Annotated in this window: 23 protein-coding genes and 1 pseudogene; 19 read left to right on the forward strand and 5 right to left on the reverse strand. The window is 55.1% G+C overall.

From position 1 onward, the window contains the following. Positions 1 to 56 precede the first annotated feature (56 nt). The 7 genes from KO498_RS04910 to KO498_RS04940 are packed head-to-tail and all read left to right on the forward strand — an operon-like array spanning position 57 to position 8,031. Positions 57 to 2,144, forward strand: coding sequence for a hydantoinase/oxoprolinase family protein (locus KO498_RS04910; protein ID WP_215958776.1), 2,088 nt, complete (start codon positions 57 to 59; stop codon positions 2,142 to 2,144). Further along, entirely contained in the window at positions 2,141 to 3,847 is a 1,707-nt protein-coding gene (locus KO498_RS04915; protein ID WP_215958777.1) for a hydantoinase B/oxoprolinase family protein, read from the forward strand. Before KO498_RS04910 ends, KO498_RS04915 begins: the two co-directional genes overlap by 4 nt. Then, complete coding sequence (locus KO498_RS04920) at positions 3,844 to 5,055, forward strand: NAD(P)/FAD-dependent oxidoreductase (protein ID WP_215958778.1); 1,212 nt, start codon at positions 3,844 to 3,846, stop codon at positions 5,053 to 5,055. Before KO498_RS04915 ends, KO498_RS04920 begins: the two co-directional genes overlap by 4 nt. Continuing rightward, positions 5,055 to 5,828, forward strand: a complete 774-nt coding sequence (locus KO498_RS04925) for an HpcH/HpaI aldolase family protein (protein WP_215958779.1) — start codon at positions 5,055 to 5,057, stop codon at positions 5,826 to 5,828. The genes KO498_RS04920 and KO498_RS04925 overlap by 1 nt, the downstream gene beginning before the upstream one ends. Continuing rightward, complete coding sequence (locus tag KO498_RS04930) at positions 5,825 to 7,045, forward strand: pyridoxal phosphate-dependent aminotransferase (protein ID WP_215958780.1); 1,221 nt, start codon at positions 5,825 to 5,827, stop codon at positions 7,043 to 7,045. Before KO498_RS04925 ends, KO498_RS04930 begins: the two co-directional genes overlap by 4 nt. Continuing rightward, positions 7,042 to 7,878 (forward strand): NAD-dependent epimerase/dehydratase family protein, encoded by an 837-nt coding sequence (locus KO498_RS04935; RefSeq protein ID WP_215958781.1) that lies wholly within the window; start codon positions 7,042 to 7,044, stop codon positions 7,876 to 7,878. The genes KO498_RS04930 and KO498_RS04935 overlap by 4 nt, the downstream gene beginning before the upstream one ends. A gap of 27 nt (positions 7,879 to 7,905) precedes the next feature. Then, complete coding sequence (locus tag KO498_RS04940; protein ID WP_252731275.1) at positions 7,906 to 8,031, forward strand: SDR family oxidoreductase; 126 nt, start codon at positions 7,906 to 7,908, stop codon at positions 8,029 to 8,031. Here KO498_RS04940 and KO498_RS04945 read toward each other — a convergent pair. Next, positions 8,015 to 8,392, reverse strand: a complete 378-nt coding sequence (locus KO498_RS04945) for a hypothetical protein (protein WP_215958782.1) — start codon at positions 8,390 to 8,392, stop codon at positions 8,015 to 8,017. The genes KO498_RS04940 and KO498_RS04945 overlap by 17 nt on opposite strands. A 224-nt stretch (positions 8,393 to 8,616) precedes the next feature. Between KO498_RS04945 and KO498_RS04950 the strand changes: the two genes are divergently transcribed. From KO498_RS04950 to KO498_RS04960, 3 genes are read left to right on the forward strand one after another with little or no spacing between them, the layout of a single operon-like run. Beyond that, positions 8,617 to 9,213: a glutathione S-transferase family protein gene (locus KO498_RS04950; protein WP_215958783.1), complete on the forward strand. Its 597-nt coding sequence runs from the start codon at positions 8,617 to 8,619 to the stop codon at positions 9,211 to 9,213. Next, positions 9,210 to 10,304 carry a cupin domain-containing protein gene (locus KO498_RS04955; RefSeq protein WP_215958784.1) on the forward strand — a complete coding sequence of 365 codons (1,095 nt, stop codon included), beginning with the start codon at positions 9,210 to 9,212 and terminating at the stop codon, positions 10,302 to 10,304. Before KO498_RS04950 ends, KO498_RS04955 begins: the two co-directional genes overlap by 4 nt. Beyond that, positions 10,301 to 11,056 (forward strand): Stf0 family sulfotransferase, encoded by a 756-nt coding sequence (locus tag KO498_RS04960; protein ID WP_215958785.1) that lies wholly within the window; start codon positions 10,301 to 10,303, stop codon positions 11,054 to 11,056. The genes KO498_RS04955 and KO498_RS04960 overlap by 4 nt, the downstream gene beginning before the upstream one ends. A gap of 68 nt (positions 11,057 to 11,124) precedes the next feature. Here the strand turns inward: KO498_RS04960 and KO498_RS04965 are convergent, their stop codons facing one another. Beyond that, the gene (locus KO498_RS04965) at positions 11,125 to 12,219 is read right to left on the reverse strand and encodes a tyrosine-type recombinase/integrase (protein WP_215958786.1); all 1,095 of its coding nucleotides are present in this window, start codon (positions 12,217 to 12,219) and stop codon (positions 11,125 to 11,127) included. Between the two features lie 367 nt (positions 12,220 to 12,586). Between KO498_RS04965 and KO498_RS04970 the strand changes: the two genes are divergently transcribed. From KO498_RS04970 to KO498_RS04980, 3 genes are all read left to right on the forward strand, one after another. Further along, positions 12,587 to 13,009: a helix-turn-helix domain-containing protein gene (locus KO498_RS04970; protein ID WP_215958787.1), complete on the forward strand. Its 423-nt coding sequence runs from the start codon at positions 12,587 to 12,589 to the stop codon at positions 13,007 to 13,009. A gap of 4 nt (positions 13,010 to 13,013) precedes the next feature. Then, positions 13,014 to 13,310, forward strand: coding sequence for a hypothetical protein (locus tag KO498_RS04975; RefSeq protein WP_215958788.1), 297 nt, complete (start codon positions 13,014 to 13,016; stop codon positions 13,308 to 13,310). Between the two features lie 217 nt (positions 13,311 to 13,527). After that, complete coding sequence (locus KO498_RS04980) at positions 13,528 to 14,214, forward strand: HNH endonuclease (RefSeq protein WP_252731277.1); 687 nt, start codon at positions 13,528 to 13,530, stop codon at positions 14,212 to 14,214. Between the two features lie 32 nt (positions 14,215 to 14,246). Here KO498_RS04980 and KO498_RS04985 read toward each other — a convergent pair whose 3' ends face one another. Beyond that, positions 14,247 to 14,768 (reverse strand): hypothetical protein, encoded by a 522-nt coding sequence (locus tag KO498_RS04985; RefSeq protein WP_215958789.1) that lies wholly within the window; start codon positions 14,766 to 14,768, stop codon positions 14,247 to 14,249. A gap of 536 nt (positions 14,769 to 15,304) precedes the next feature. Between KO498_RS04985 and KO498_RS04990 the strand changes: the two genes are divergently transcribed. Genes KO498_RS04990 through KO498_RS05010 form a run of 5 tightly spaced genes read left to right on the forward strand, consistent with a single transcriptional unit; the run spans position 15,305 to position 18,628 of the window. Further along, positions 15,305 to 15,493, forward strand: coding sequence for a hypothetical protein (locus tag KO498_RS04990; protein ID WP_215958790.1), 189 nt, complete (start codon positions 15,305 to 15,307; stop codon positions 15,491 to 15,493). A gap of 4 nt (positions 15,494 to 15,497) precedes the next feature. Further along, complete coding sequence (locus tag KO498_RS04995) at positions 15,498 to 16,484, forward strand: hypothetical protein (RefSeq protein WP_215958791.1); 987 nt, start codon at positions 15,498 to 15,500, stop codon at positions 16,482 to 16,484. 20 nt (positions 16,485 to 16,504) lie between these two features. Further along, positions 16,505 to 17,158, forward strand: a complete 654-nt coding sequence (locus KO498_RS05000; RefSeq protein ID WP_215958792.1) for a hypothetical protein — start codon at positions 16,505 to 16,507, stop codon at positions 17,156 to 17,158. Then, positions 17,139 to 17,930 carry a M50 family metallopeptidase gene (locus KO498_RS05005; RefSeq protein ID WP_215958793.1) on the forward strand — a complete coding sequence of 264 codons (792 nt, stop codon included), beginning with the start codon at positions 17,139 to 17,141 and terminating at the stop codon, positions 17,928 to 17,930. Before KO498_RS05000 ends, KO498_RS05005 begins: the two co-directional genes overlap by 20 nt. Positions 17,931 to 17,941: 11 nt before the next feature. Then, positions 17,942 to 18,628, forward strand: a complete 687-nt coding sequence (locus tag KO498_RS05010) for an OmpA family protein (protein WP_215958794.1) — start codon at positions 17,942 to 17,944, stop codon at positions 18,626 to 18,628. 57 nt (positions 18,629 to 18,685) lie between these two features. Here the strand turns inward: KO498_RS05010 and KO498_RS05015 are convergent, their stop codons facing one another. Together KO498_RS05015 and KO498_RS05020 are read right to left on the reverse strand one after the other, a co-directional pair. Further along, positions 18,686 to 19,450: a hypothetical protein gene (locus KO498_RS05015; RefSeq protein WP_215958795.1), complete on the reverse strand. Its 765-nt coding sequence runs from the start codon at positions 19,448 to 19,450 to the stop codon at positions 18,686 to 18,688. A gap of 1 nt (position 19,451) precedes the next feature. Continuing rightward, a complete protein-coding gene (locus KO498_RS05020; protein WP_215958796.1) occupies positions 19,452 to 21,422 on the reverse strand; it encodes a hypothetical protein in 1,971 nt (656 codons plus the stop codon). A 363-nt stretch (positions 21,423 to 21,785) separates the two neighbouring features. Between KO498_RS05020 and KO498_RS05025 the strand changes: the two are divergent. Then, positions 21,786 to 21,992: pseudogene (locus tag KO498_RS05025) on the forward strand (integrase core domain-containing protein); the annotation flags it as partial. Between the last annotated feature and the right edge of the window lie 41 nt (positions 21,993 to 22,033).

Genomic DNA, 22,033 nt, shown 5'->3' on the forward strand with positions numbered 1-22,033 from the left:
GATTATTCGAAGTGTTTCAGGTCACCTGCATGTGTAACAACTAGCAGGAGCCCAAGATGGCAACGACATCCAACCGCCTCGGCGTCGATATCGGCGGTACCTTCACGGACGTTGTACTGGAAAGTGATGGGCAATCATTTTCAACCAAGGTTCTGACAACCTACGCAGCCCCCGAGAACGCAATCATCGATGGTATGCATCAGGTTTGTGCCAAGGCGGGCATTGACCCAAGCCAGATTGACCAGATCATTCATGGAACCACGCTGGCCACCAACGCGCTCATTGAGCGGCGCGGTGCCAAAACCGCGTTGATCACGACAGAAGGGTTTCGCGATGTCATTGAGATGCGCACAGAGTCGCGGTTTGAGCAATATGATCTGAACCTAAACCTGCCTGATCCGCTGCTGCCGCGTCAGATGCGGTTTACGGTTGGTGGCCGCGTTGATGCCAATGGCGCGGTATTGATCGATATCGACCGTGCCGAGGTCGAGGCCGTCGTTGACCAAATCGCCAAAGGCGGGTTCGAGAGTGTCGCCGTGGGCTTGATCCACTCCTACCTCAACCCCGCCCACGAAGAATTGGTGCGCGAGGTTCTGACCGAAAAGCTGCCTGATGTGGCTGTGTCGATCTCGTCTGAGGTGAGCCCGCAGATGCGCGAATATGAACGGTTCAACACCGTCGTCGCCAACGCCTATATCAAGCCGCTGATGGCGTCATACCTGGGCCGCCTTGAGGACCGCCTTAAGGCTGAAGGCGTGGCGTGCCGTATCTTCCTGATGCACTCTGGCGGCGGGATTATTTCTATCCAGAACGCTGCTGATTTCCCTGTGCGCTTGGTTGAGTCCGGCCCTGCTGGTGGTGCTGTGTTCGCAGCCCATATCGCCGCGCGTTATGGGTTGGACAAAGTGCTCTCTTTTGACATGGGCGGCACCACTGCAAAAATTTGCTTGATCAAGAACCAAACCCCCAAGACGAGCCGTGTGTTTGAAGTTGCCCGCACCTACCGTTTCAAAAAAGGCTCGGGCATGCCGATATCGATCCCGGTGATTGACATGGTTGAGATTGGCGCTGGTGGCGGGTCGCTTGCACATGTGGATGCGATGCGTCAGATCCGCGTCGGGCCGGAAAGCGCAGGCTCTGAACCCGGCCCTGCCTGTTATGGGCGGGATGGGACGCGCCCCGCGGTTACGGATGCAGACCTTGTGCTCGGCAAGCTCGACCCGGAAAATTTCGCAGGTGGGTCAATAAAACTGCACCCTGAAGCGTCGAAATCGGCGTTGTCCAACCATGTTGGCAACACACTTGATATGGACGCCGTTGAAGCCGCCTTTGGCCTGGCCGAAGTGGTTGACGAAAACATGGCCAATGCAGCTCGTGTTCATGCAGTCGAAAACGGTGAAGACCTGTCGGACTACACCATGATCGCCTTCGGCGGGGCGGCCCCTTTGCATGCTGGCCGTCTGTGTGAAAAGCTGGGTGTCGAGCGTTTGCTGGTGCCGGAGGGTGCGGGCGTTGGCTCGGCCATCGGCTTCCTACGCGCACCGTTTAGCTTTGAGGCGAACCGCTCGGTTTACATGAAGCTCAGTGATTTTGACGGCGATCGTATCAAATCACTGCTCACCGATCTGAAAGCCGAGGCCACCGGATTTGTCCGCACCTGTGATGAGGTCAGCCCGATCCTGTCGGAATTCAAAGTCTACATGCGGTATTCGGGCCAAGGTTGGGAAATCCCCATCGAGCTGACCGAAGAGCAGGCGATGAACCCTGATGTTGCGACATTTGAAGCGCGCTTTATCGAGGACTATTCCAAGCTGTTTGGCCGTCCGGTTGAGGGCATGGATATCGAGATCACGGTTTGGTCCGTGAACGCGACCACGCCCCCTGAAAAGGTTGCGCGAATGGACGAAACAGACGGGGCGAGGGCGGCAGTTGCCATAGGCGCACGTCAGCTTTTCGATGCCGCCTCAGGACAGTTTTTACAGTCGAATATCGTAAACAGGTTTGACATGATCGAAGGCCAACGCGCCGCAGGCCCTGCAGCCGTGGTCGAGGATGAAACCACAATTATCGTCCCCGCCAGTCGGGATGCGATCCGCCAGCCTGATGGTTGTATCGACATCGTATTGAAAGGATCAGCGCAATGACCCAACATTCCAAAGTCGCCTATCAAGTCATGTGGAACCGTTTGATCTCTGTGGTTGAGGAGCAAGCTCAAGCGCTCGTGCGCACGGCGTTTTCAACATCCGTGCGCGAAGCCGGTGACCTCTCGGCAGGGGTTTATGACGTCGATGGTCAAATGCTGGCACAAGCCGTCACAGGCACGCCGGGGCATGTCAACGCAATGGCCGACGCCGTTGCGCATTTCATCCGTCGCATCGGGCGCGAAAACATCCAGGACGGCGATATCTACATCACCAACGACCCATGGGAAGGCACCGGCCACCTACACGACATCACCATGGTCACACCGTCTTTTCATAAGGGCGAGCACGTCGGGTTCTTTGCCTGTACAGCCCATATCGTCGACATTGGCGGACGCGGGTTCGGGGCAGACGCCCATTCGATTTACGAAGAGGGTCTTTATATCCCGATCATGAAGTTCGCCAACAAAGGCAAGGTCGATGAAACCCTCACCCGCATCATTCGTGGCAACGTACGTGAACCGGATCAATTGATCGGCGACATCTACGCATTGGCCACCTGCAACGAGATCGGACACCGCCGTCTGATCGAAATGATGGCCGAGTTTAGCCTCGACGATCTGAACGGCATCGCAGATTTCATCCTTGAAAACTCGCGCCGCGCGACCCTTGAACGGATCGCGGCCCTACCGCAACAATCCGCACAAGGTGAGATGACGATGGACGGCTTTGACCGCCCCATTACCCTGAAGGTGAAGGTTAGCGTAGAAGGCGACAGGATTGTCTCGGATTTCACAGGCTCATCCGGCCTCGACAAAAAGGGGATCAACTGCCCGCTGGTCTACGCCAAAGCCTATGCTTGCTACGCTTTGAAAGTCGCCATCGCGCCGGAAATTCCGAACAACGCGGCCAGCCTCGCGCCGTTCGAGATTACAGCGCCCGAGAATTCAATCGTCAACGCGTTGCACCCTGCACCCGTGGCCCTGCGCCATATCGTGGGTCACTTTGTGCCAGACGCCGTGTTTAACGCCTTCGACAAGATCGTGCCGGGCTTGGTCCCTGCTGAAGGCGCTGGCTGCCTGTGCAACTTCCAAGTGTCATTGCGCCCCCGTACCGACGCAGCGGCCCCTGCAACTGCGCGGCGGTCTGAGGTGCTGACGTTCAACTCCGGCGGCTCCGGCGCGCGGCCTGAACATGACGGGCTGAACGCAACGGCCTTCCCGTCTGGTGTGATGACCATGCCGATCGAGGCCACGGAGCATGCAGGCCCGGTGATCATCTGGCGCAAGGAGTTGCGGCCAGACTCAGGCGGCGCGGGCAAGACGCGCGGCGGACTTGGCCAATACATGGAAGTCGGCGCGCAAGAGGGCCACGAGTTCGACATCCAGGCTATGTTTGATCGCGTCGATCATCCTGCCCGTGGCCGACGTGGTGGTCAGGCAGGTGCGCCCACAACGATTGCACAAGACGACGGCAGCGCCATGAGCGGCAAGGGCAAGCAATTTGTGCCGCACGGGCGGCGCGTCGTCATGGCATTCCCGGGTGGAGCTGGCTACGGCGATCCCTCAGAGCGCTCGGTTGATCTGGTTAAACGCGATCTGGCGCGGGGGTATATCTCGGCCGAAACTGCCGCCAGGGATTATAACTTATCTGCCTCGGATATCGCAGAGGTTCAAGCTGCCGTCGCAAAGGGAGATATGATGTGAAAACCAAAGCACCCAAGAACACATCTTATGATGTCGTGATCATCGGGGGGGCCATCATGGGGGCTTCTGCCGCTTGGTTCTTGTCCGATGACAAGGATTTCGACGGCACGGTTTTGGTTGTTGACCGTGATCTGAGTTACGAGAACACTTCGACCATGCATACCAACTCATGCATGCGGCAGCAGTTTTCCGGTGAGTTGAATGTGCGGATCAGCCAGTTCGCGGCTGATTTCGTTAAAAACCTGCCGCGGTATATGGGCAACGATGATCGCGTGCCAGAGCTGTCGATCCGGTCGTTCGGGTATATGTATCTGGCCGATAATGACGCCTTTGCCGATGTGCTGCGCGAAAGCCAGCAGGTGCAGCTGGCCGCGGGTGCGGCGACGCAATTGATGACGCCGGATCAGATCAAAGCGGCCTATCCGTTTTACAACGTCGATGACATCGTTCTGGGCTCGATCAACCTTGTGGACGAAGGCCTTTGGGATGCCACAGCCGTGTTTGACTGGTGGCGCAAATCCGCAAGGGAACGCGGCGTGGAATATGTCGAGAACGAAGTTGTCGCGATCACCAAGAACGCCGCCGGCACACGGGTTGAAAGCGTCACGCTCAAATCGGGTGAGGTCATCGCCTGCGGGCAGGTGTTAAACGCATCCGGCCCCCGCGCTGCGCGCACAGCGCAAATGGCGGGCATCGACGTGCCCGTCGAACCCCGTAAGCGGTATTCCTGGATCTTCTCGGCGGCGAAACCGCTGGACCGCGATCTGCCGTTGACGATTGATCCTTCCGGCATCCACGTGCGCGAAAACGGTGGTGGCACATATCAATGTGGCGCGCATTCCGATATCGACCCTGCAGTAGATTATGACGACTTCGCCATGGACCATAGCATGTGGGAAAACCACGTCTGGCCGATTCTTGCCACGCGCATCCCGCAGTTTGAGGCGATAAAGGTGCAGTCCGAATGGGGCGGTCATTATGCGATGAACACCTTTGACCATAACGCCATTCTGGGGCCGCATATGGAGGTTGAGAATTTCTTCTTCCTCAACGGCTTCTCCGGCCACGGTTTGCAACAATCCCCTGCCATGGGGCGTGGCACGGCCGAGATTATGGTGCATGGCGCCTACAAAACGCTCGACATGACGCAGTTTCACTTTGACCGCATCCCTGCGGGCCGCAAGATTGTTGAGAAGGCGATTATTTGATGAAGCTTGCACCAAACCGCTTCACCAAAGCGCTTGCCGCCGGTGACAAACAGATCGGCCTCTGGATCAGCCTGTGCAGCAACTTTGTGGCCGAAGTCACAGCCCACGCGGGATACGACTGGGCGCTGATTGATATGGAGCACAGCCCGAACGATTACTTCAGCGTTCTCGGGCAGATGCAGGCCTTTGCCGCCAGCGATACGACCGCAATTGTGCGGGTCGAATGGAACGATACGGTTGCGGTAAAACGCCTGCTTGATCTGGGCGCGCCGGGTCTCTTGTTTCCGATGATCCAATCGGTAGAAGAGGCCGAAAAAGCCGTCGCCGCAACACGCTATCCGCCACACGGCGTGCGCGGCGTATCGGGGGCGACGCGGGCAACGAAATTCGGGCGTATCACGGATTATGTTGCACGGGTTGAGGAGGAGACAACTGTATTGTTGCAACTGGAAACCCGCCTCGCAGTTGAACAGGCCGAAGAGATCGCAGAGCTGGATGGGATCAACGGTATCTTCTTCGGCCCCGGCGATATCGCAGCGGACATTGGCAAAGTGGGCAAACCGATGGACCCCGAGGTTTGGGCGCTGATCAAACCGGCAGCTCAAAAGTTGATTGCGAAGGGTGTTCCTGTCGGAACACTTGTGCTTGATCCCGCATTTGCCACCGAATTGCTCAATGAGGGTTTCACTTTTGTTGCCTGCGGCACCGATGCGAGCCTTTTGGCAAAGGCATCCGATAACTTGCTGGCTACAGTCAAAGGTGGTTTGTCGTGAAGTTCGCATCCTCCCGCCTTGATCCAGTTAAACCCTCTGCTTCTGCTTGGGTTAGCCAAGCTGCAAAAGAGGCGAAGACGCGTGGCGAGGATGTGATTGACCTTGGCCTTGGCGAGCCAGATTTCGACACGCCCGCCCATATCGTCGAGGCGGCGCACCAGGCGGCTTTGCGGGGTGAAACCCGGTATCCGCCGACCAATGGCACGCTAGAGATGCGCCAAGCGGTCGTCGACAAGCTCGCGCGGGAGAACGCTCTCAGCTACGGCGTGGACGAAGTTATTGTCTCCAACGGGGCCAAGCAAGTGTTGTTCAACGCGATGATGGCGACATTGGAAGACGGGGACGAAGTGCTGATGTGCGCCCCGTATTTTGGCCAATACAAAGATATTGTGCTGATCCTTGGTGGCAAGGCCGTAGCGCTTGAATGCCCTGCGGAAAATGGGTTTCGTCTGACGCCTGAACAGCTTGATGCGGCGATCACACCCAAGACCCGCTGGATTATGCTGAACCTGCCGTCAAACCCAGCAGGAGCGGTCTATTCCGACGAAGACCTACGCGACTTGGGCAAGGTGCTTGAGCAACACCCAAATGTGCTGATCCTGTCAGACGAGATTTACGAGCACATCCTGTTTGATGGCCGCACATTCCTTTCCTTTGCCGCCGCGAACCCTGCATTAAAAGACCGAACGCTGACGGTTAACGGGGTGTCCAAGGCCTATGCCATGACGGGCTGGCGCATCGGCTATGGCGCTGGGCCAAAACCCCTGATTGCTGCAATGACTAAGGTGCAAAGCCAGATTTGCTCCGGTGCCTGCTCCATCGCACAAGCTGCTGCCGCTGCTGCGTTGAACGGGCCACAAGATGACGTGCGCCGTTTTTGTGCAGCGTTTGAGGAGCGGCGCAATCTGGTAGTCGAGCGCATCGCGCAGATTGAAGGGCTGACGCTTGATCCGCCCGGTGGCGCGTTTTACGGGCTGATCGGTTGTGCCGCGCTGATCGGGGCTGAAACCGCTGATGGTGACAGGTTGCGCGATGATGCAGAGGTCACCGCATATATCCTCAAAGACGCAGGTATCGCCGCCGTGCCGGGAAGCGCCTACGAACTTTCACCTTTTTTCCGCATTTCAACTGCCGCCTCTATGAATGTCCTGGGACAAGCGATGGACCGTATTGCGACGTCTGTTGCGAAACTTAAAATGAAAGACCTGATCATATGAAAAAACTTGTTCTGACCGGTGCCGCTGGCCGCCTTGGCTCGTATCTGCGCGAGCCTATGTCAAAGATGTGCGATGAGCTCGTCTCGACCGACATCGTTGACAATATTGGTGCGCTTTATGACGGCGAAACCTATGCCAAGGGTGATCTTGCAAGCCTTGATGACATGATGCGCGTTCTGGAAGGCGCGGATATGGTCGTCCACATGGGTGCCTATGCCGATGAAGGCCCGTTTGAAAAACTGCTCGGGCCGAACTTCGTTGGGGCCTACAACATTTGGGAAGCAGCGTATCAGCATGGCCTCAAGCGGGTGGTGTACGGCAGCTCCATTCACGCAGTCGGCATGCACCCGAAGAACGAGTTTATCGGCACTGATGTGCGTCACCGCCCCGATACGTTCTATGGCTTGGCCAAGTGTTTTGCCGAAGACTTAGGCTCGATGTATTGGGACAAAAGGGGCTTGGAAAGTGTGCACATGCGCATTCTATCCTGCGCCCAAGTGACCAACGCGCGCGCCCTCGGGTCGTGGTTGTCGTATGACGATCTGATCCAGTTGACGCAGCGGTGTATCGAGACACCAACAACCGGTTTCTCGGTTGTTTACGGCGTGTCGAACAATGACCGCGTGCCTGTCGATAACGCCAAAGCCAGCTTCTTGGGCTATCGCCCCACCGACAATGCCGAACAATTTGCCGAGGCCATTCTGGCTGAAACCGAGCCGATGGACAGCCAAGACCCCGGCAATATGTGCCACGGCGGGCCGTTCGCCTCGGTCGAACTTGGCAATAGCGGTGTCGCCACGATGAACATCGTTGATGATACCAAGAAAACCTAAAAAGGAGAGTTCCGCAGCATGATCCCGATGGGCCGGTACGGTAATTCGCTGAATGAGATCGCAAGTGTTGTGGCGTTTCTTGCCTCGGACGGCGGGGCCTATATCACGGGGCAAAACATTCGTGTGGATGGCGGGATCACGCGGTCAGTCTGACGTCGATTGGCGCAGCTGCTGGACGAACAACCGCGTTACGCGCTGTGGCCGCACGTTCAATGACCTTTGGAAAAACAGGATTGTCACCAGTTCCGAGCCCATACTTCTGGCGAACAAGGGGCGAGACGCTTTGTTCTGCCTCGGCCGTATATGCGGCATCAATGTATGCTTGGTCATGAAACGTGCGGAGCCTTCTTGGATGGACTTTGGTGCACTCGATTTGGCAACTGTTATCAAACCACTCAAGCCGCTGAATAATATCAAGTGCAGGCGCAGTCTTTGGCCATGACAAGGGATGAGCTGAGGCCTGTCCTGTGCGACTATAAAACTCGCTGCTTAAAAGCGTCGGTTTGGTCGCCATATTTATTCCGCATGTTTTGTGAGGTTAAAAGCTCTCGGAAGGTACGAAGACTGTAAACTCAAGTTTCTTCTAGTGTTGCGTCCACCTTAACCTGACATGCGCACGCCGTGCAGCATCGGTCAAATTGGGCTCGTAGTGGCTATTGGTGCACTGCCAGATTCCTGCGTCCCTCTCTTGAACATTAGTTTCTCTTGGTGTCTCGTAGGCCCGAAGAGGACATGGACATGACATATGAAGTTTTTGGCGGTGTTGCGAGCCGCGCGTTTCGGGTGCTTTGGGTGCTTGACGAGTTAGGGGTTGAGTTTGTGCATCACGACGTTGGCCCGCACAGCCCTGAGGCGTATGAAATGAACCCGAGCGGGAAGATACCGTCGTTCAAGGATGGCGATGATACCATCACCGACAGTGCGGCGATTGTGACTTATCTGGCCGACAAACACGGTCAGTTTACTTACCCCGCAGGCAGCATCGAGCGTGCCAGGCAGGATGCGTTGACCCACCAGATATTGGACGAGCTGGATGCCGTGCTTTGGGCGGCGTCACGGCATAGTTTTGTGTTGCCGGAAGAGCAGCGCGTGCCCGAGGTGAAGCCTTCGTTGCGCTGGGAATTTGCACGCAATGTGAAGCTTATGGAAGATAAGCTGCAAGGCCCGTTTTTGATGGGTGAAAAGATGACCATTCCCGATTTCCTGCTGGTGCATTGTCTTAACTGGGCGGCGAGTGCGAAGTTTGACTACGACAGTGACAAGATCGACGCTTACGTGAAGAGGCTGCGTGCGAGAGACGGCTTTAAGAAGACACGAGGGAGGCTGAAAACATGAGTGAGATACGTGCCGAAGTTCGGTTGCCAACAGATGAACTACGCAATGATTTGCCGTTTTACACCAAAGTGCTCGGGATGCGGCTTGACGAGATTTTCCCAGCTGATGATCCGAGTGTTGCGGTGCTGTCGGGGCATGGCTTACGGGTGCGAATAGAGAAGGGTGCGAGCGAACCTGCGGGGACGTTGCGAATACTCACTGACGATGTGGACGGTTTTGCCGAGGGCCAGCGCGAGCTTACGGCGCCGAACGGGACGCGCATTGAAATTGCCGAGTTGAGCCCGCCAATGGTGATGCCCAAAACCGAGCATATGTATGATGTGCGCCGATTGCGGGACAGCGCGCCTTGGGTGATCGGACGCGCGGGTATGAACTACCGCGACCTGTTGCCCACAAGGCTTGGCGGTGCGATCATTGCCAGCCACATTCGCGTGCCCGGCGGCGGTGATGTGCCCGACATGGTGCATTATCACACTGTCGGGTTTCAGCTGATCTTTTGCTACAAGGGCTGGGTTGATGTGCTCTATGAAGACCAAGGCGATATGATGCGTCTTGAGGCCGGTGACTGCGTTATTCAGCCGCCAGAAATACGCCACCGCGTCTGCCATGCCTCGCCTGATATCGAAGTGATCGAGATCGGTGTTCCGGCGGATCATGTCACCACGATCGACCACGACTTTACACTGCCCAATGGTGTGGGCGACCCTGCACGCGAGTGGCAGGGGCAGACCTTTGTGCACCACGTCAAGGAAGGCGCGACATGGCAGCCATTCCGCGTGCCGGGTTTTCGCTGTCGTGATACGGGGATATCTCAGGGCACTAAGGGTGTTGCTGGTATTCAGGTTGTGCGGTTTGAAGGCGGCGAGGCCCCCGCAACACGGACCGATGCTGACATACATTTCACATTTGTGATGGAAGGAAAAATGACGCTACATGCCGACGGCCAAGAGCCGCGCGCGTTGCAGGCTGGCGATGCCTTTGTCATTCCGCCGCAGATGAGCACGCGCTATGCCGACTGCTCCGAAGACCTTGAACTGCTGGAATGCGCTTTGCGCGGTGATTTTAAATCAGAGGTCGTTGAGGGCGTGTGAGGGCCCGCTACGACGCTTACGTTATTTGCTCGACGCCTCGTAGCGGCAGCACTTTGTTATGCAAACTGCTCGAAGCAACCGGCGTGGCCGGCGCAGCTGACTCGCATTTTCACGAACCCTCGATCAAGGCGTGGGCCGAGGACTACGGGCTTGAGCTTTGCGACTTTGCAACCGAACTTGATGCGCTCACGGCCATTGTTTCGGCGGCGAAAAGACGCGGTAGCAGTGCCAATGGTATGTTCGGGCTGAGGATGCAGCGCGGTAGCTTTGCATACTTTATAGAGCAATTGTCGCGGATGTTCCCCGCCGGAAAAACAGAGGCCGAGCGCATTGAAAGCGCCTTTGGGAAGACCTGCTATGTTCACCTCACCCGTGAGAACAAACTTGATCAGGCAATATCGCGGGTAATGGCCGAGCAAACGGGGCTGTGGCACCGCGCGGCTGACGGGCGTGAGCTTGAGCGCCTCTCGGCCCCTCGTGAGCCACAGTATAACGCAGCCGAAATCGAGCGACACCTACGGGAATTGCAGGCTTATGACGCGCAATGGGCGCAGTGGCTTGCGCAGGAAAACTTGCAACCCGTTGCGATAACCTACGAGGCGCTCGCAGCTGACCCTGTCGCTGAGGTGTCACGGTTGTTAAACGCGCTCGGGCTCGACGGGTCTCTTGCAGAAGAACTCACGCCTCCAACAGCCAAGCTTGCCGATTCAACAAGCCAAGTCTGGGCCGAACGCTTCGAGCGCAAACGTTGAATGTAACTGGCGACCCCGGCAGGATTCGAACCTGCAACCTGCCCCTTAGGAGGGATGCGTTCATGGCGCTATTCCTTTTGTGATTTCTTACTGTTGGGTGTTTGTACAGCCTCATCCTGTACGTGGTTTGTACGAAAACGGGCCCTGATGTCGGCCTCATCCGTCTCTGCGTGGGCATAAATCCGCATGGGCAAATTTGGGTCTGACCAGCGGCCAGCCTTGGCTGCGGTGACCGGGTCTACGCCTTGGCGCACGACCAGCTCAGTGAAGAACCCATGCCGCCCGGCGGGATGCGCTGACAGGTACGGAATGCCCGCGCGTTTACAGATCGTCTTCCAGCGCGTGTTGTAACCGGTGGAGCTGCCATAGCCAAAAACGCGCGGTTTCATGAACTTGCCGGTCTTGCGGTTCTTGGGCCGCTTCGGTGGCAGGGCCAGCAACTCATTCATCATCTGAGGCGAGACGGTTATCCAGCTTTCCGGATGACCTTTCTGCGCCTTCACCCTGACCTTGTTCTCTAAAGGTCGCAGATCGTCAGGCTCAATCGAGACAGCCTGGTCGATCCACGCTGCCGTCTCGAACATGAACCGCACCAGTGCCGCGTTGTACGGATCAGCGGCTCGGCAGAAGGCTTCGATCCATTCCTTGTCGGCGGGCTTGCGTTCGACGCGGCTGTTCTTCCCGCGACGCTTGTCCTGCGCGATCCGCTCAAACTTGTCATAGGGCTTCACCCGGATCAGAGGCGTGCCTTCCAGTTCGTGTGCGTTGTTAATCACCGCACTCGCTGGCGTCACGATCTCGCGCCACCAAGTATCGGTTGACGCTTTGGGTTTTAGCTTAGGCCCAAGGCTCTTCAATAGCGCACCAGAAATCGCGCCTAGCGACAGGTCGCCGATTGCTTCGACAATCGGGATCAACTGCTTCGCCGCTTTGGGGGACGCGTTGTAGAGCATAATGGCATCGGAGAACGTCTTGCTTGGTTCGTCGCCCACGACATAGCGGCGGATTTGCCGTTCGGTCTCATGGTTTATCCAGTCCTGTGCGCCCTCTTCTGTAGATGCCTTAGTGCTTCGCCGGTATGGGCCGGCGATTGGCCTGCCGTTGTATTCAATCCACCCCTTGGCCCAGTAGACACGGCCCCTCTTGTAAATTTGGAGCGGCATGACTGGCCTCCTTCAAAAATCGTATCAATCTGCGCGGGCGTGATGAGCATGGTCCGCCCAAGGCGATAAAATGCGCCCGTCTCATTGGCGCGCTCGCGCAAGGTGCGTTCCGAAATATCGATCCCCATCCCGGCCATAACTTCGACCCACTGCGCGGGCGTTTTACCAAGCCCCAGGATCTGAGAGCTGTCTGAATAGTTGGTCTCTGCCATTTCAGTCGTCCTTGTCCGCTTAAGTTGAATCGGCGACACGCATGGAATCGCTTGTTCTGCACCTTCTGACGTGGTCAGATGGGTCAAATCGTAAATATGCGTCATTTTGTGCTATGTTTATACAAAATTGCGCACTCGTCAATTGGGAAACTTGCATGGTGCGAGATGATGCTGAATTGTTTGCAGAGATTGGCGCTCGCCTAGCGATCTGTCGCAATGAGATAGGCATCTCGCAGGCTGCTATGGCTGAAGCCATTGGCGTGTCACATCGTGCCTATCACAGCTATGAAAAGGGCAAACGCGGCGTCCCGGTCGAGGCCCTCGTCAAGATGCAAAGCCGCTACGATATTGACGTCGCCTGGCTACTGCTCGGCACCAAATCCATTCGGGTTGGGCATGATTTCGATGCCCTCAAACACATCGAAAGCTCGCTGGATAAGCACCTCACCGACGAGGGCATAAAAGTCAAAAGCGAGAAGCGCGGGGCCATCGTGGCCCGTTGGTATCAATCGCATGTCGAAGGCCGTGAAGTGACGGATGACGACGTGCACACATGGATCGAGTTGGTAAGGGAGTAATCTGGTGAACAAGGTAAGCAAACGCTGGAACATGTTGCGGCACTCAGTCTTGGAGCGTACCCGCCGTGAGGTGATCGAACCCTTTGGGCCGCTTTACATGATCTTCCTTGGAACCAGCGTCTTCTACCTGATTGGTTTGGGCCAACTATCGTTGGCACAACAGTCTGCCGAATACTCGGTTTCTGCTGCCATCCTGATTTTTGCGATCGCCGCAGCTGGCTTGGCGCTTCCATTTTTGACAGGTGCGGTACTGACCCTACGCGCGGCCGATCGAAAACTGGAACGTCTTCAACGCGGGTGATCCGATGGCCTTCGGTATCTTCATACATCGCAGCGACTCGATCTACGACGACATTCCCTCGGAGCGGTATCAGTTTCCAAAGCAATACCTCTCACGTGCCCAGCAGTGCGAAGGGGATTGAATCGTCTACCTGGAGCCAAGCAAAGTCAAAGAGACCAAAGGGTACTTTGCTGTCGCCAAGGTTCAGGAAATCATTCCAGATCCAAGGAAGCCAGACATGTTCTTGGCGGTTATAGAGCCAGGAACGTATCTTGACTTCGGCGACCCAGTTTCATTCCGAGATGAGAATTCAATCATCGAAAGCGGATTGCTGAACGATCAAGGCAAGATTTCCGGGCGAGCGCAAGCAGCGGTCAGAACCCTTTCCGCTGAAGACTTTGCTCGAATTATTGAACTTGGCCTTGGACGGGATGAGGACATCTTGCCGCGCGTGGGCGACACGATGCAGATGCCAGGGTTTCAAGATGCTCAAACACCTTTCCAACACATACCCGCTCGAGAACGTGTCAACCAGCTGACCAACCGCGCGGTTCGCGACCGAAACTTCAGGAAGAATGTCCTGCGCGCCTACGGCGAACGCTGCGCCATCACTGGATTACGTCTGATCAATGGCGGTGGTCGTGCTGAAGTGGAAGCCGCTCATATCAGACCCGTAGAGCATGACGGCCCTGACATCGTGAGCAATGGGCTCGCGCTCTCCGGAACTGCGCATTGGATGTTTGATCGCGGCCTCGTTGGGTTAGCAGACGACCTGACTATTTTGGTTTCCCGTCAGAGCAACGATATCGAAGCTGTGACATCGATGATTAACTCGTCCGGCAATATCTTGGTGCCGGACCGCCTCGCTAACCGGCCAAGGGCGGAATTTGTGACTTGGCACAGGGAGAATTGTTTCAAGCAGTAAAGGATCTCTGATTTCGGGTTTTTGCATACAGATCATAGGTGGGGCCTCGCGTTTGCCAGATGACCCTCGTTACGAAGATGCCTGGTCATCTGCCGACCTCCAAAGAACGGCGTTTCCAAAAGCTGGTCGTCGATCTGGCGGGTCAGGTTCATCGCCGTCTTGCCGTTTGGCGTGTAGGAGAACGATGACCGCGAGATTGACAACAGATGACACTGTTTGCGAATCGACAGGTCGGTGTTGGCTGGTTCAACCATCTTCCGCCTCGCTTGCCGATCCATGGTTTGAGCTTTCGTGACAAAAATCCTCGGCGACGGCAACTTCACGATCTTAGCGTGCAGCTCTTTGAGCTGTTCTTCGTCAATCTTCGGGGCTTTCTTATCAACGCGCTCAAACACACCAGAAGCGCATTCAAGTAGCACCCACTTCCAACTGAGACTAATCATCGGGTGAACGCTAAACCGGCCCGCCAGCTCGGCCACGAGATGCTTACCCTTCAGCGCTTCAAGCGCCACCTTTGCCTTGAATTCGGGCGAATAATTCTTCCGTTTCGACATCTCTGACCTCCTTCTCGTCGAAGACCAGCAAACAGCAAATCGTAGCCTACCTCAGTTTACGAAATTCAGGGGGTAGCTCAAACAAAGTAAGGTTGGGGCGACAAGACACTCAACTTCGTAGAATTTTTCAGATCCCCTAGGTTTTCGAAGACGCCCCGCGTTCGGCACCTTGATACTTTGAGGCAGAAGTACGGCTAAAATTAGACATTTTTAGATTTTTGGGTTGCTTTTAGACATTTATTAAGCATTATGAATGGCATTGAGGGAGGTGCTGCGGATGAAAAATGCCAAAAATAACTCGGCCCGCGGCAACAGCGCCCCCTCTAAGCGGCGGTGAGCAGCTCGAACCGATAAGCTCTACCCACCAGCCAACCAAAGAAGAAACGGAAGAGCGTACAGAACCTCTTTCAGAAAGGAACACGCCAATGCAAACGCCCAAACAACCGCGTCCCGGATCTTCGGTTCCCACTGCTCCGGGCAGCACGCCCCAACCGACCACTCAAACGACGCCAATGGAACATAAGGCCCGCGTCCACATGGCGCTGATCACGGGAGCACGTCAGAACCTGGACCTGTCTGCCGCAGCCCGGGCGCTGAAAGATCTGCCCAAGCGCCAGCTGGACGCCCAGGTCGCGGAGACAAAGGCCCAGACCCGCCGTCTGCTGGTGGCAAACCATCAGCTGATGAACCCCAAGTCACCCACATCTTTGGACAAAAAGGATTAACTCAATGGACTTCCAAACATACTCGACAGGCGCCAACGAGGAAGCCTCCACCATGGTGGCCGTTGGCGGAAAGCTGATGATGTTCGTCGGGCTTTTGATCATCGGTATCGTCCTGACCAGCCCAGCTCTGCTTGAATGGGTCTATGCCCACGAGACCATGCTGCACCTTCAGCGCGATCCCCGTGATGGCACAGTGACGCCCGCCGAAGAGTGGATTGCCCTCGTCGGTGCCAGCGCATTCGTCGTGGTCAGCATCGCGTGGTTTCACTACCCGCTCAGCCGGATGCATGGGCTGACCCGTGGCTTTGGGGTGCTGCTGTTCGCGCTCGGGCTGATTATCATCGTAACCTTTGCCCAAGCGGCTTTGGTCGCATTGAACAGCCTGCCGCGCACAGGATCTACAGGTCCGAATGCTGGGGCGACAGGATCCTTGCGCGATTTCATCATAGGTACATCCACGATTATGCGCTCTGTCTTTCTGGTTCTTGCTGCCATCACCGCTGCCTTCGGCGTTAGCGTTGTCTTGCGAGCGGTCAATGGCATCTGGACGTCGCTGCGCCTGCTGCGCCATGGCAACCGCCTGTCGGCCAACACAATTGAGTTGGCCCGTCTAGACGACACAGAGTTGCTCGACGAACAGGACCTGGCCGAAAAGAACGAGGATAAATTTGTTCACTCTGTTTCTTCCCGCATCCGGAGCGAAACCCAAGGCTTGGTCCGGTACAGCACTGGCATTGCCGCCAACACCGCCACAGCAATCATCGCGCAAGAGATGAAGGCCTTTGGCCCAGCAGGTGAAAAGGACAACGATATCGAGAAGATCGCTGAGGCTGCCGTCGCGCCGCTTCGCATCGATCTGAGTCTTCTTCCGGCGCGCTTCGATGCTTTGGCCGAAGAAGCCCAATACGAGCTTACCGCTCATATCGAGTATCTGACCAATCTCGCAGACGTGGACCGTATTCGCAACGACCTGCGCGCCGCGACATCCTAGTAGCCTAGAGGAGCCAAACTATGCGTATCATCACTTCTGCCGCCCTCGCCCTTGGCGTGACCCTTGCTTCGGCACACAATACGGCCCAAGCCCAAGAGCGCCCCAAGCATATCCACGTCGTTTATGACCTGTCACAGGCAGGTCTGCGCGATCCCAGTGTTATTGCCCACCTGGGCGGCGTCACACAAGAAATTACTTCGGAGATTAATCCCGGATTTGGAGATCAGGTGCACCACAGCTCTTTCGGGGGCACGCTTGCGGAAAACTTGGGCGCGACTGATTTTAATGCGTCGTTCACCTTCGCATATTCCGGTGCCGACCCGCGTGACATGGCCAACGGGATTGCGCAGCGCCTGCAACTTTTGCCATCCACAGCGGCGCAATCTGGGCAAGGTTCGCTGCAACAATTGCTGTCTGATCTGGACCTTGATTGCAGCGCAGAGAACTACGTTATTGCCTACCTCAACGGCACCGAGGGGCTCAGCTTTGACGGATCACGCGCGGACTATATCGGTCTGCCCACCTCCCCATTGTGTGGGAGCTTTCACTTCGTGGGCTGGTGGATGACCCAAGAACCCGAATGGGCTTGGCCCGGTGTGCGCAAACAAGTCGAAGAGATCACGCGAGACGTCCTGATATCTTTGGGGGCTGAGAATGTTACGTTCCATCGCTAGTCGTAGCTGGCCGGAGGGGGCCTTCCCCCGCCGGCTGCCACCCTTGGGCTTTTGGCGACACGATATGCCCGTCGGGGCACAGATGGCCCTTGCCGTCGCCCTCGCCACAGCCTGTGTTGCAATTTCAGTGATTGCCCTCCCTCTGGCGTCATTTGATGCGGCCCAACGGGCAACAACATTCTACCATGAAGCGAGCCACGCTACGGTTTCCTATCTCTTCAATGGAGATTGGCTGCCGATACACCTGCACGGCGAGGGGGGTGGGCACGCAATGGTCCTGCCTATGGGATCTGCCTCACGTATTGTGATCGCCTTGGCCGGAATGATTGGCCCCGCGATCCTTGCGGCAGCCCTTCTGGGCTTTGGACTGACACGGGTGCTGACCTCCACGCTTCTGGGCGCTGTTGGGGGCAGCACAGCCATAGTGACCTTCTTTCTGACCACTGCGCCTGGCAGCGCTGTTGTTATGTTGTATTCGCTGGCGGCAGCAATGATCCTGTTGGCGCTGCTGCCACCGGGTGGGCTGATCAAATCCGCGGGGTGTCTGTTCTTAGGCGCGTGGCTTACCTGGGGTGTCTTCAACGGCATAAGCTATGCCGATGTTGAGTGGATCGACCCGCAACAGACCCAACCGTCCGACGCCAAAATTGTTGCCCTGGAACTTGGGTACGGCGACCTAGGCGATGTCCCCGACATGATCAAGCTCTTGACCGGCTGCTTTTATTTCCTTTCTGCGTTCCTCACACTTGCGTGGTGGATGCGGCATCGTTGATGGAGATTCCCATGAAACAGATCCTCACAGCCTTCGGCATTGTCACAGCGATGGCTCTGCCCGCCACTGCGGAAGAGTTCTTTGTTCTGACGCCCGACCTCGTCCAGCCAAGTGAAACAGGCACTGTCTTAACGCAACCGGAATCGTTGGGAGGCACGCTGGCGCCGCCTGAGAATGCCGGAGCCCCTCTGGCGCAATCACAACAGATCGGCGGGATGTTGGCACAGGCAACGCCTAGTGGAGGCGAACTGGAACCAGCAGAGCCATTGGGCGGCACCCTTAACAGAGGAATCGACATTGGTATCGAGCGGCCCATACCGCCCACGCCACAGCCCCTGCAAGAGGTGGTAGAAGAACTGCAACCCATGCGGTTTCCCGACGCCTTCTTTGATACAGGATCCGCAGCGGTAAAACCGGCCGGTTACGCAGTCCTCCTAGTTCTTGCCGCAGAACTGAATAAGCGCCCCGATGTCATCATCGAGATACAAGGGCACACCGACAGCGTGGGCACACGTGCCGATAATTATACGCTTGGAAACAACCGTGCTCTAGCAGTGAGCCGTATTCTCCTTGACTACGGTGTTTCGGGTGAACGCATGGTAACAAAGTCCTTTGGTGAAGACCGCCCCGAGGCTGATAATTCTACCCCACAGGGACGCCAGATTAACCGTCGTGTGGATATCATTCCACGCAGCTAGGTGTGAAATAAGCAGCCGAAAAATGAAGGCGCGTGCTAACGCGCCTTCATTTTATTTTCAGTTTACAATGCTAAAGTTCTGGGCTTGGTTATAGATTTTGCGCCTATTTGAATCTGCCGCTGATTTACTGGCCAGAACATCTTTAAGTGTCGGGGCCTTCGGATTACGTTTCTTGTATGAATACACCGCGAGCACGAGATTATGATCGAGCTTATCCAATGCCTCTCGGTCAAGGACTTCCGCAATAACCCATTTTGCGTAAACTGATCTAATAAACTCTACCGGCGGTCCATCTTGTATGACGCCTCTATATTTTCTGGGAGCAACGCTCGGAATAGCGGGCACCTCGTCGCCATTCGCTAACGAATTCTCGATGCTAATTTTTGTAGTTGCTCTCACTGTTGAAATTGTTTGATTGTTTACCCCAGCTGCCTTCATGGCGGAGCACATTTTCTCTATAACGCTATCCACTATTTCAGAATTTGATGTTTTTTCTATTGCAACGCCCTTCTTACGTTTTGATGGGTTGATTACGAACGATACTTCACCGCCATCAAAAAAATTTTTATCGTTTACCTGCCTGAATATCTGAGCCTTTTCTCTCATTGCTTCCTGGGGAATAACTTCGTGCAGGGGGAAAAAAGCAATTTGCGAGGCGTTGTCAAAAATGCGCCCCCTTTCGTACACCAGCTCCTCCACCTGTTCAGCATCAAACTCTGGTTCGTAGTTCTCATTCACTCCACTCAGCGCGATCTCTAGTAGTTCAGCCACCGGGGTGAAATCACCACGAATGAACGTGGGGTTTTCTGTCGATTCAGTCATTTTACCGTGCTTTCCGTGTTCGAGCCCTGGTCAAGGGACGGTTTGTATTCATCCTCTCCAAGGCGACTCTGTTGAATAAGGCGTTCATGCCTTCGTCGATTGTTCGTGAGTAATCCCGTTCTTCCACACCTCTCCAGTTCTGGACGGATTGAAAGAACGCATTACTTTGTGTGATCCCTCTTATTTCGACAGGATCAGATTCCAAGTCGGCATTTGGGAAACAATACAGAATACTTCCATCTACCCGAAATTCTGGAAATCCAAGCGGGTTCAGTCGCCCATGCGACTTAGCATCTTCCTCAAGCTTCTTCAGAGCTGCGCCTAAGTCAGTTGCATTCTGCAGGGCGAGAGAATCAAACTGCGCGATGGTGTTGACGATCAAGTGCGAGAAGTCTTCCCATAAAAGGTCGCTTGAGGATCGTCGAATTATGCTTCGAATGTAGTTCGACAGATGAAAGACCGCCTGCCATATCCGGCCATCATAAATCGGAAAAGCTTCGCTTTGGTTTGCGTGATAGAAGTGGCCTGAAACTGCCCATACGGCTCCCCGCTCCATAACTGGAATCAGAATCATCTTCACGCGACCTGCACCATTTTGCCCTAAGGCACGACGTGCCATTTGTGAAAACACGTAGTGTGCCGCAACAATTCTAAGACCATCGTTCAAATCTGGGTGAGAGGATAATGAACCAATCGATTTAAGGCCTTTAAGCCCAGGGACCCTTGTTAAACCACCATCCTCGAATACCTCGCGAAAATCGATCAGACCAGTCTCAAATATTGGATCGGTAAAAGACCTTGCGTTATCTCCAATTTTGCTAGTGTATATTTCCAAAATCTTTTTTGGCCCATCTGATCCTCCCAAGATATTGAAGAACTCCTCTTCAAGTACCTTTCTCTGCTTCAGATACTTTCTACCCAATTTAGCACTAGAGTAGTTGATCAGCTCGCCACCATTACCTGGCTCCCCAAGCCACGCGAAGAACTCTCTTAGTTCGTCTTCTTGTTTCTTGGGAAGAATAAATTGTACATCATACTGGTATCCTCGAAATTTTTCAGCTTCCTTTTTGTTCAGTGGCCGCCTTGCGTTTTGGCGAGTATAAGCACGGGTTGCCAAGAAGAAGTTGCTTAGAGGTGGGCCTACATTATCTTCACTCATATCTTCAGAAAATGTTCGAACACTTGCCATCTCTGTCAAATATGAAAGCCGCCCTGTGAGGCCATCAAACAATGGAGACAAGTCAGAAGTCAGCTTTTTGTACCACGCATTCTGTGCACTTGGAGCGGGGATGTTGACGGATGAAGAGGGGCCGTCGAGATTCCCTGACATTCGGTTGATATGCCCCTTAACCAAATCACTCATGGAGCGCCGCAGATAGTCATATGCCAAAATCTGAAAGCTTGCAGGGTATCGAGCCCATTCCAAGTCGAAGAACTTTCTAGCGCAGATTGCTATATAGTCAAAGGGGTTTGCAGGCACCTCTTGAGCCGCATCTACCGGTTTTACAAGTTCGTATTTTTTTTCTTGAGCCGATCCCATGACCTTGAAGATCGAAAGAAAGTACTTTGTGCGATGATCCGAATCCTCGCCCTCTTTTTCCACAGGCATACTTGACGCTGAGGGGAAAATCGGAAAAAGCTTTTCAGGATTAGCCTCTAGTTTTTCTTCTGCCAGGTGCTCGATCAGTCCTGAATAGAACCCTTTGTCCCTTGAGAGTATGTAATGCCGCTCCAACTCACTATCTGCTGACTGGCGATAGATCACAAACACCGCTGGCTGCTGGATGAGTGTTATGAACACATTCAGGAAATCATGAAAGTAAAAGTTGTTAGGGGTGTATGCGCGCAGAAAGACATCGTGCGCCCTACTAACCGCATCGGCCACCCTGGCATCCAAGGTGTTGGCTGAAATAGTACTGTCTGCCACTTTATGTGTTGTCCCAATTTTAGATGTTTTTAGCTCTTTCGCCACTTCCGATCAAGGCCTTGTGTGTGCAAACGCTCTCTTATGGCGTATCAAGTCTAATGAAAGATCAAACTTTGAAAATAGGTGCGCTTCAGCCAAGATTGAACGAAGCCCAATCAAGCAAGACAAAAACATCCTAAACCCCTAACTATGAAAGATGGTTTCCATTTCTCCGTTGATGTTTCAGTCCTTTGGGGCGTCGTGGCTGACCTGCTGACCTGGGTCCCACTATTCAAGACGCTGGTGCTGATCTTGCTGCTGGCTGCCTTGGTGATCGGGTTCGCCTTCTGGCATAATGCGGGCACGCCTGAGCTGTTAGGCTTCTACGGCACGTCGCTACTGTATTTTGCGCTAGGTTTCATAGCCGGGATGTTCGACAGCTTGGATGATGCCCACCGCAAGCTGGTTCTCTGGCGATACGACAACAACAACGTCAGACCCCACTCGTCGCTCGGAAACAAAACACCCGTCGAGGCGCGTCGGACGCTTGAGCAATTTGAGGGCTCCGCGCCCGACGCGCTTACCCAAACCGACAACGAAGAATATGAAAACCAGACCCGCAAACTCTCGTTATGAATGAGGGGGCCTCGGGGGGCGGGTCACGCGGCATCTAGTGC

This window comes from Lentibacter algarum (genome assembly GCF_018860975.1).
GTDB lineage: Bacteria > Pseudomonadota > Alphaproteobacteria > Rhodobacterales > Rhodobacteraceae > Lentibacter > Lentibacter algarum_A.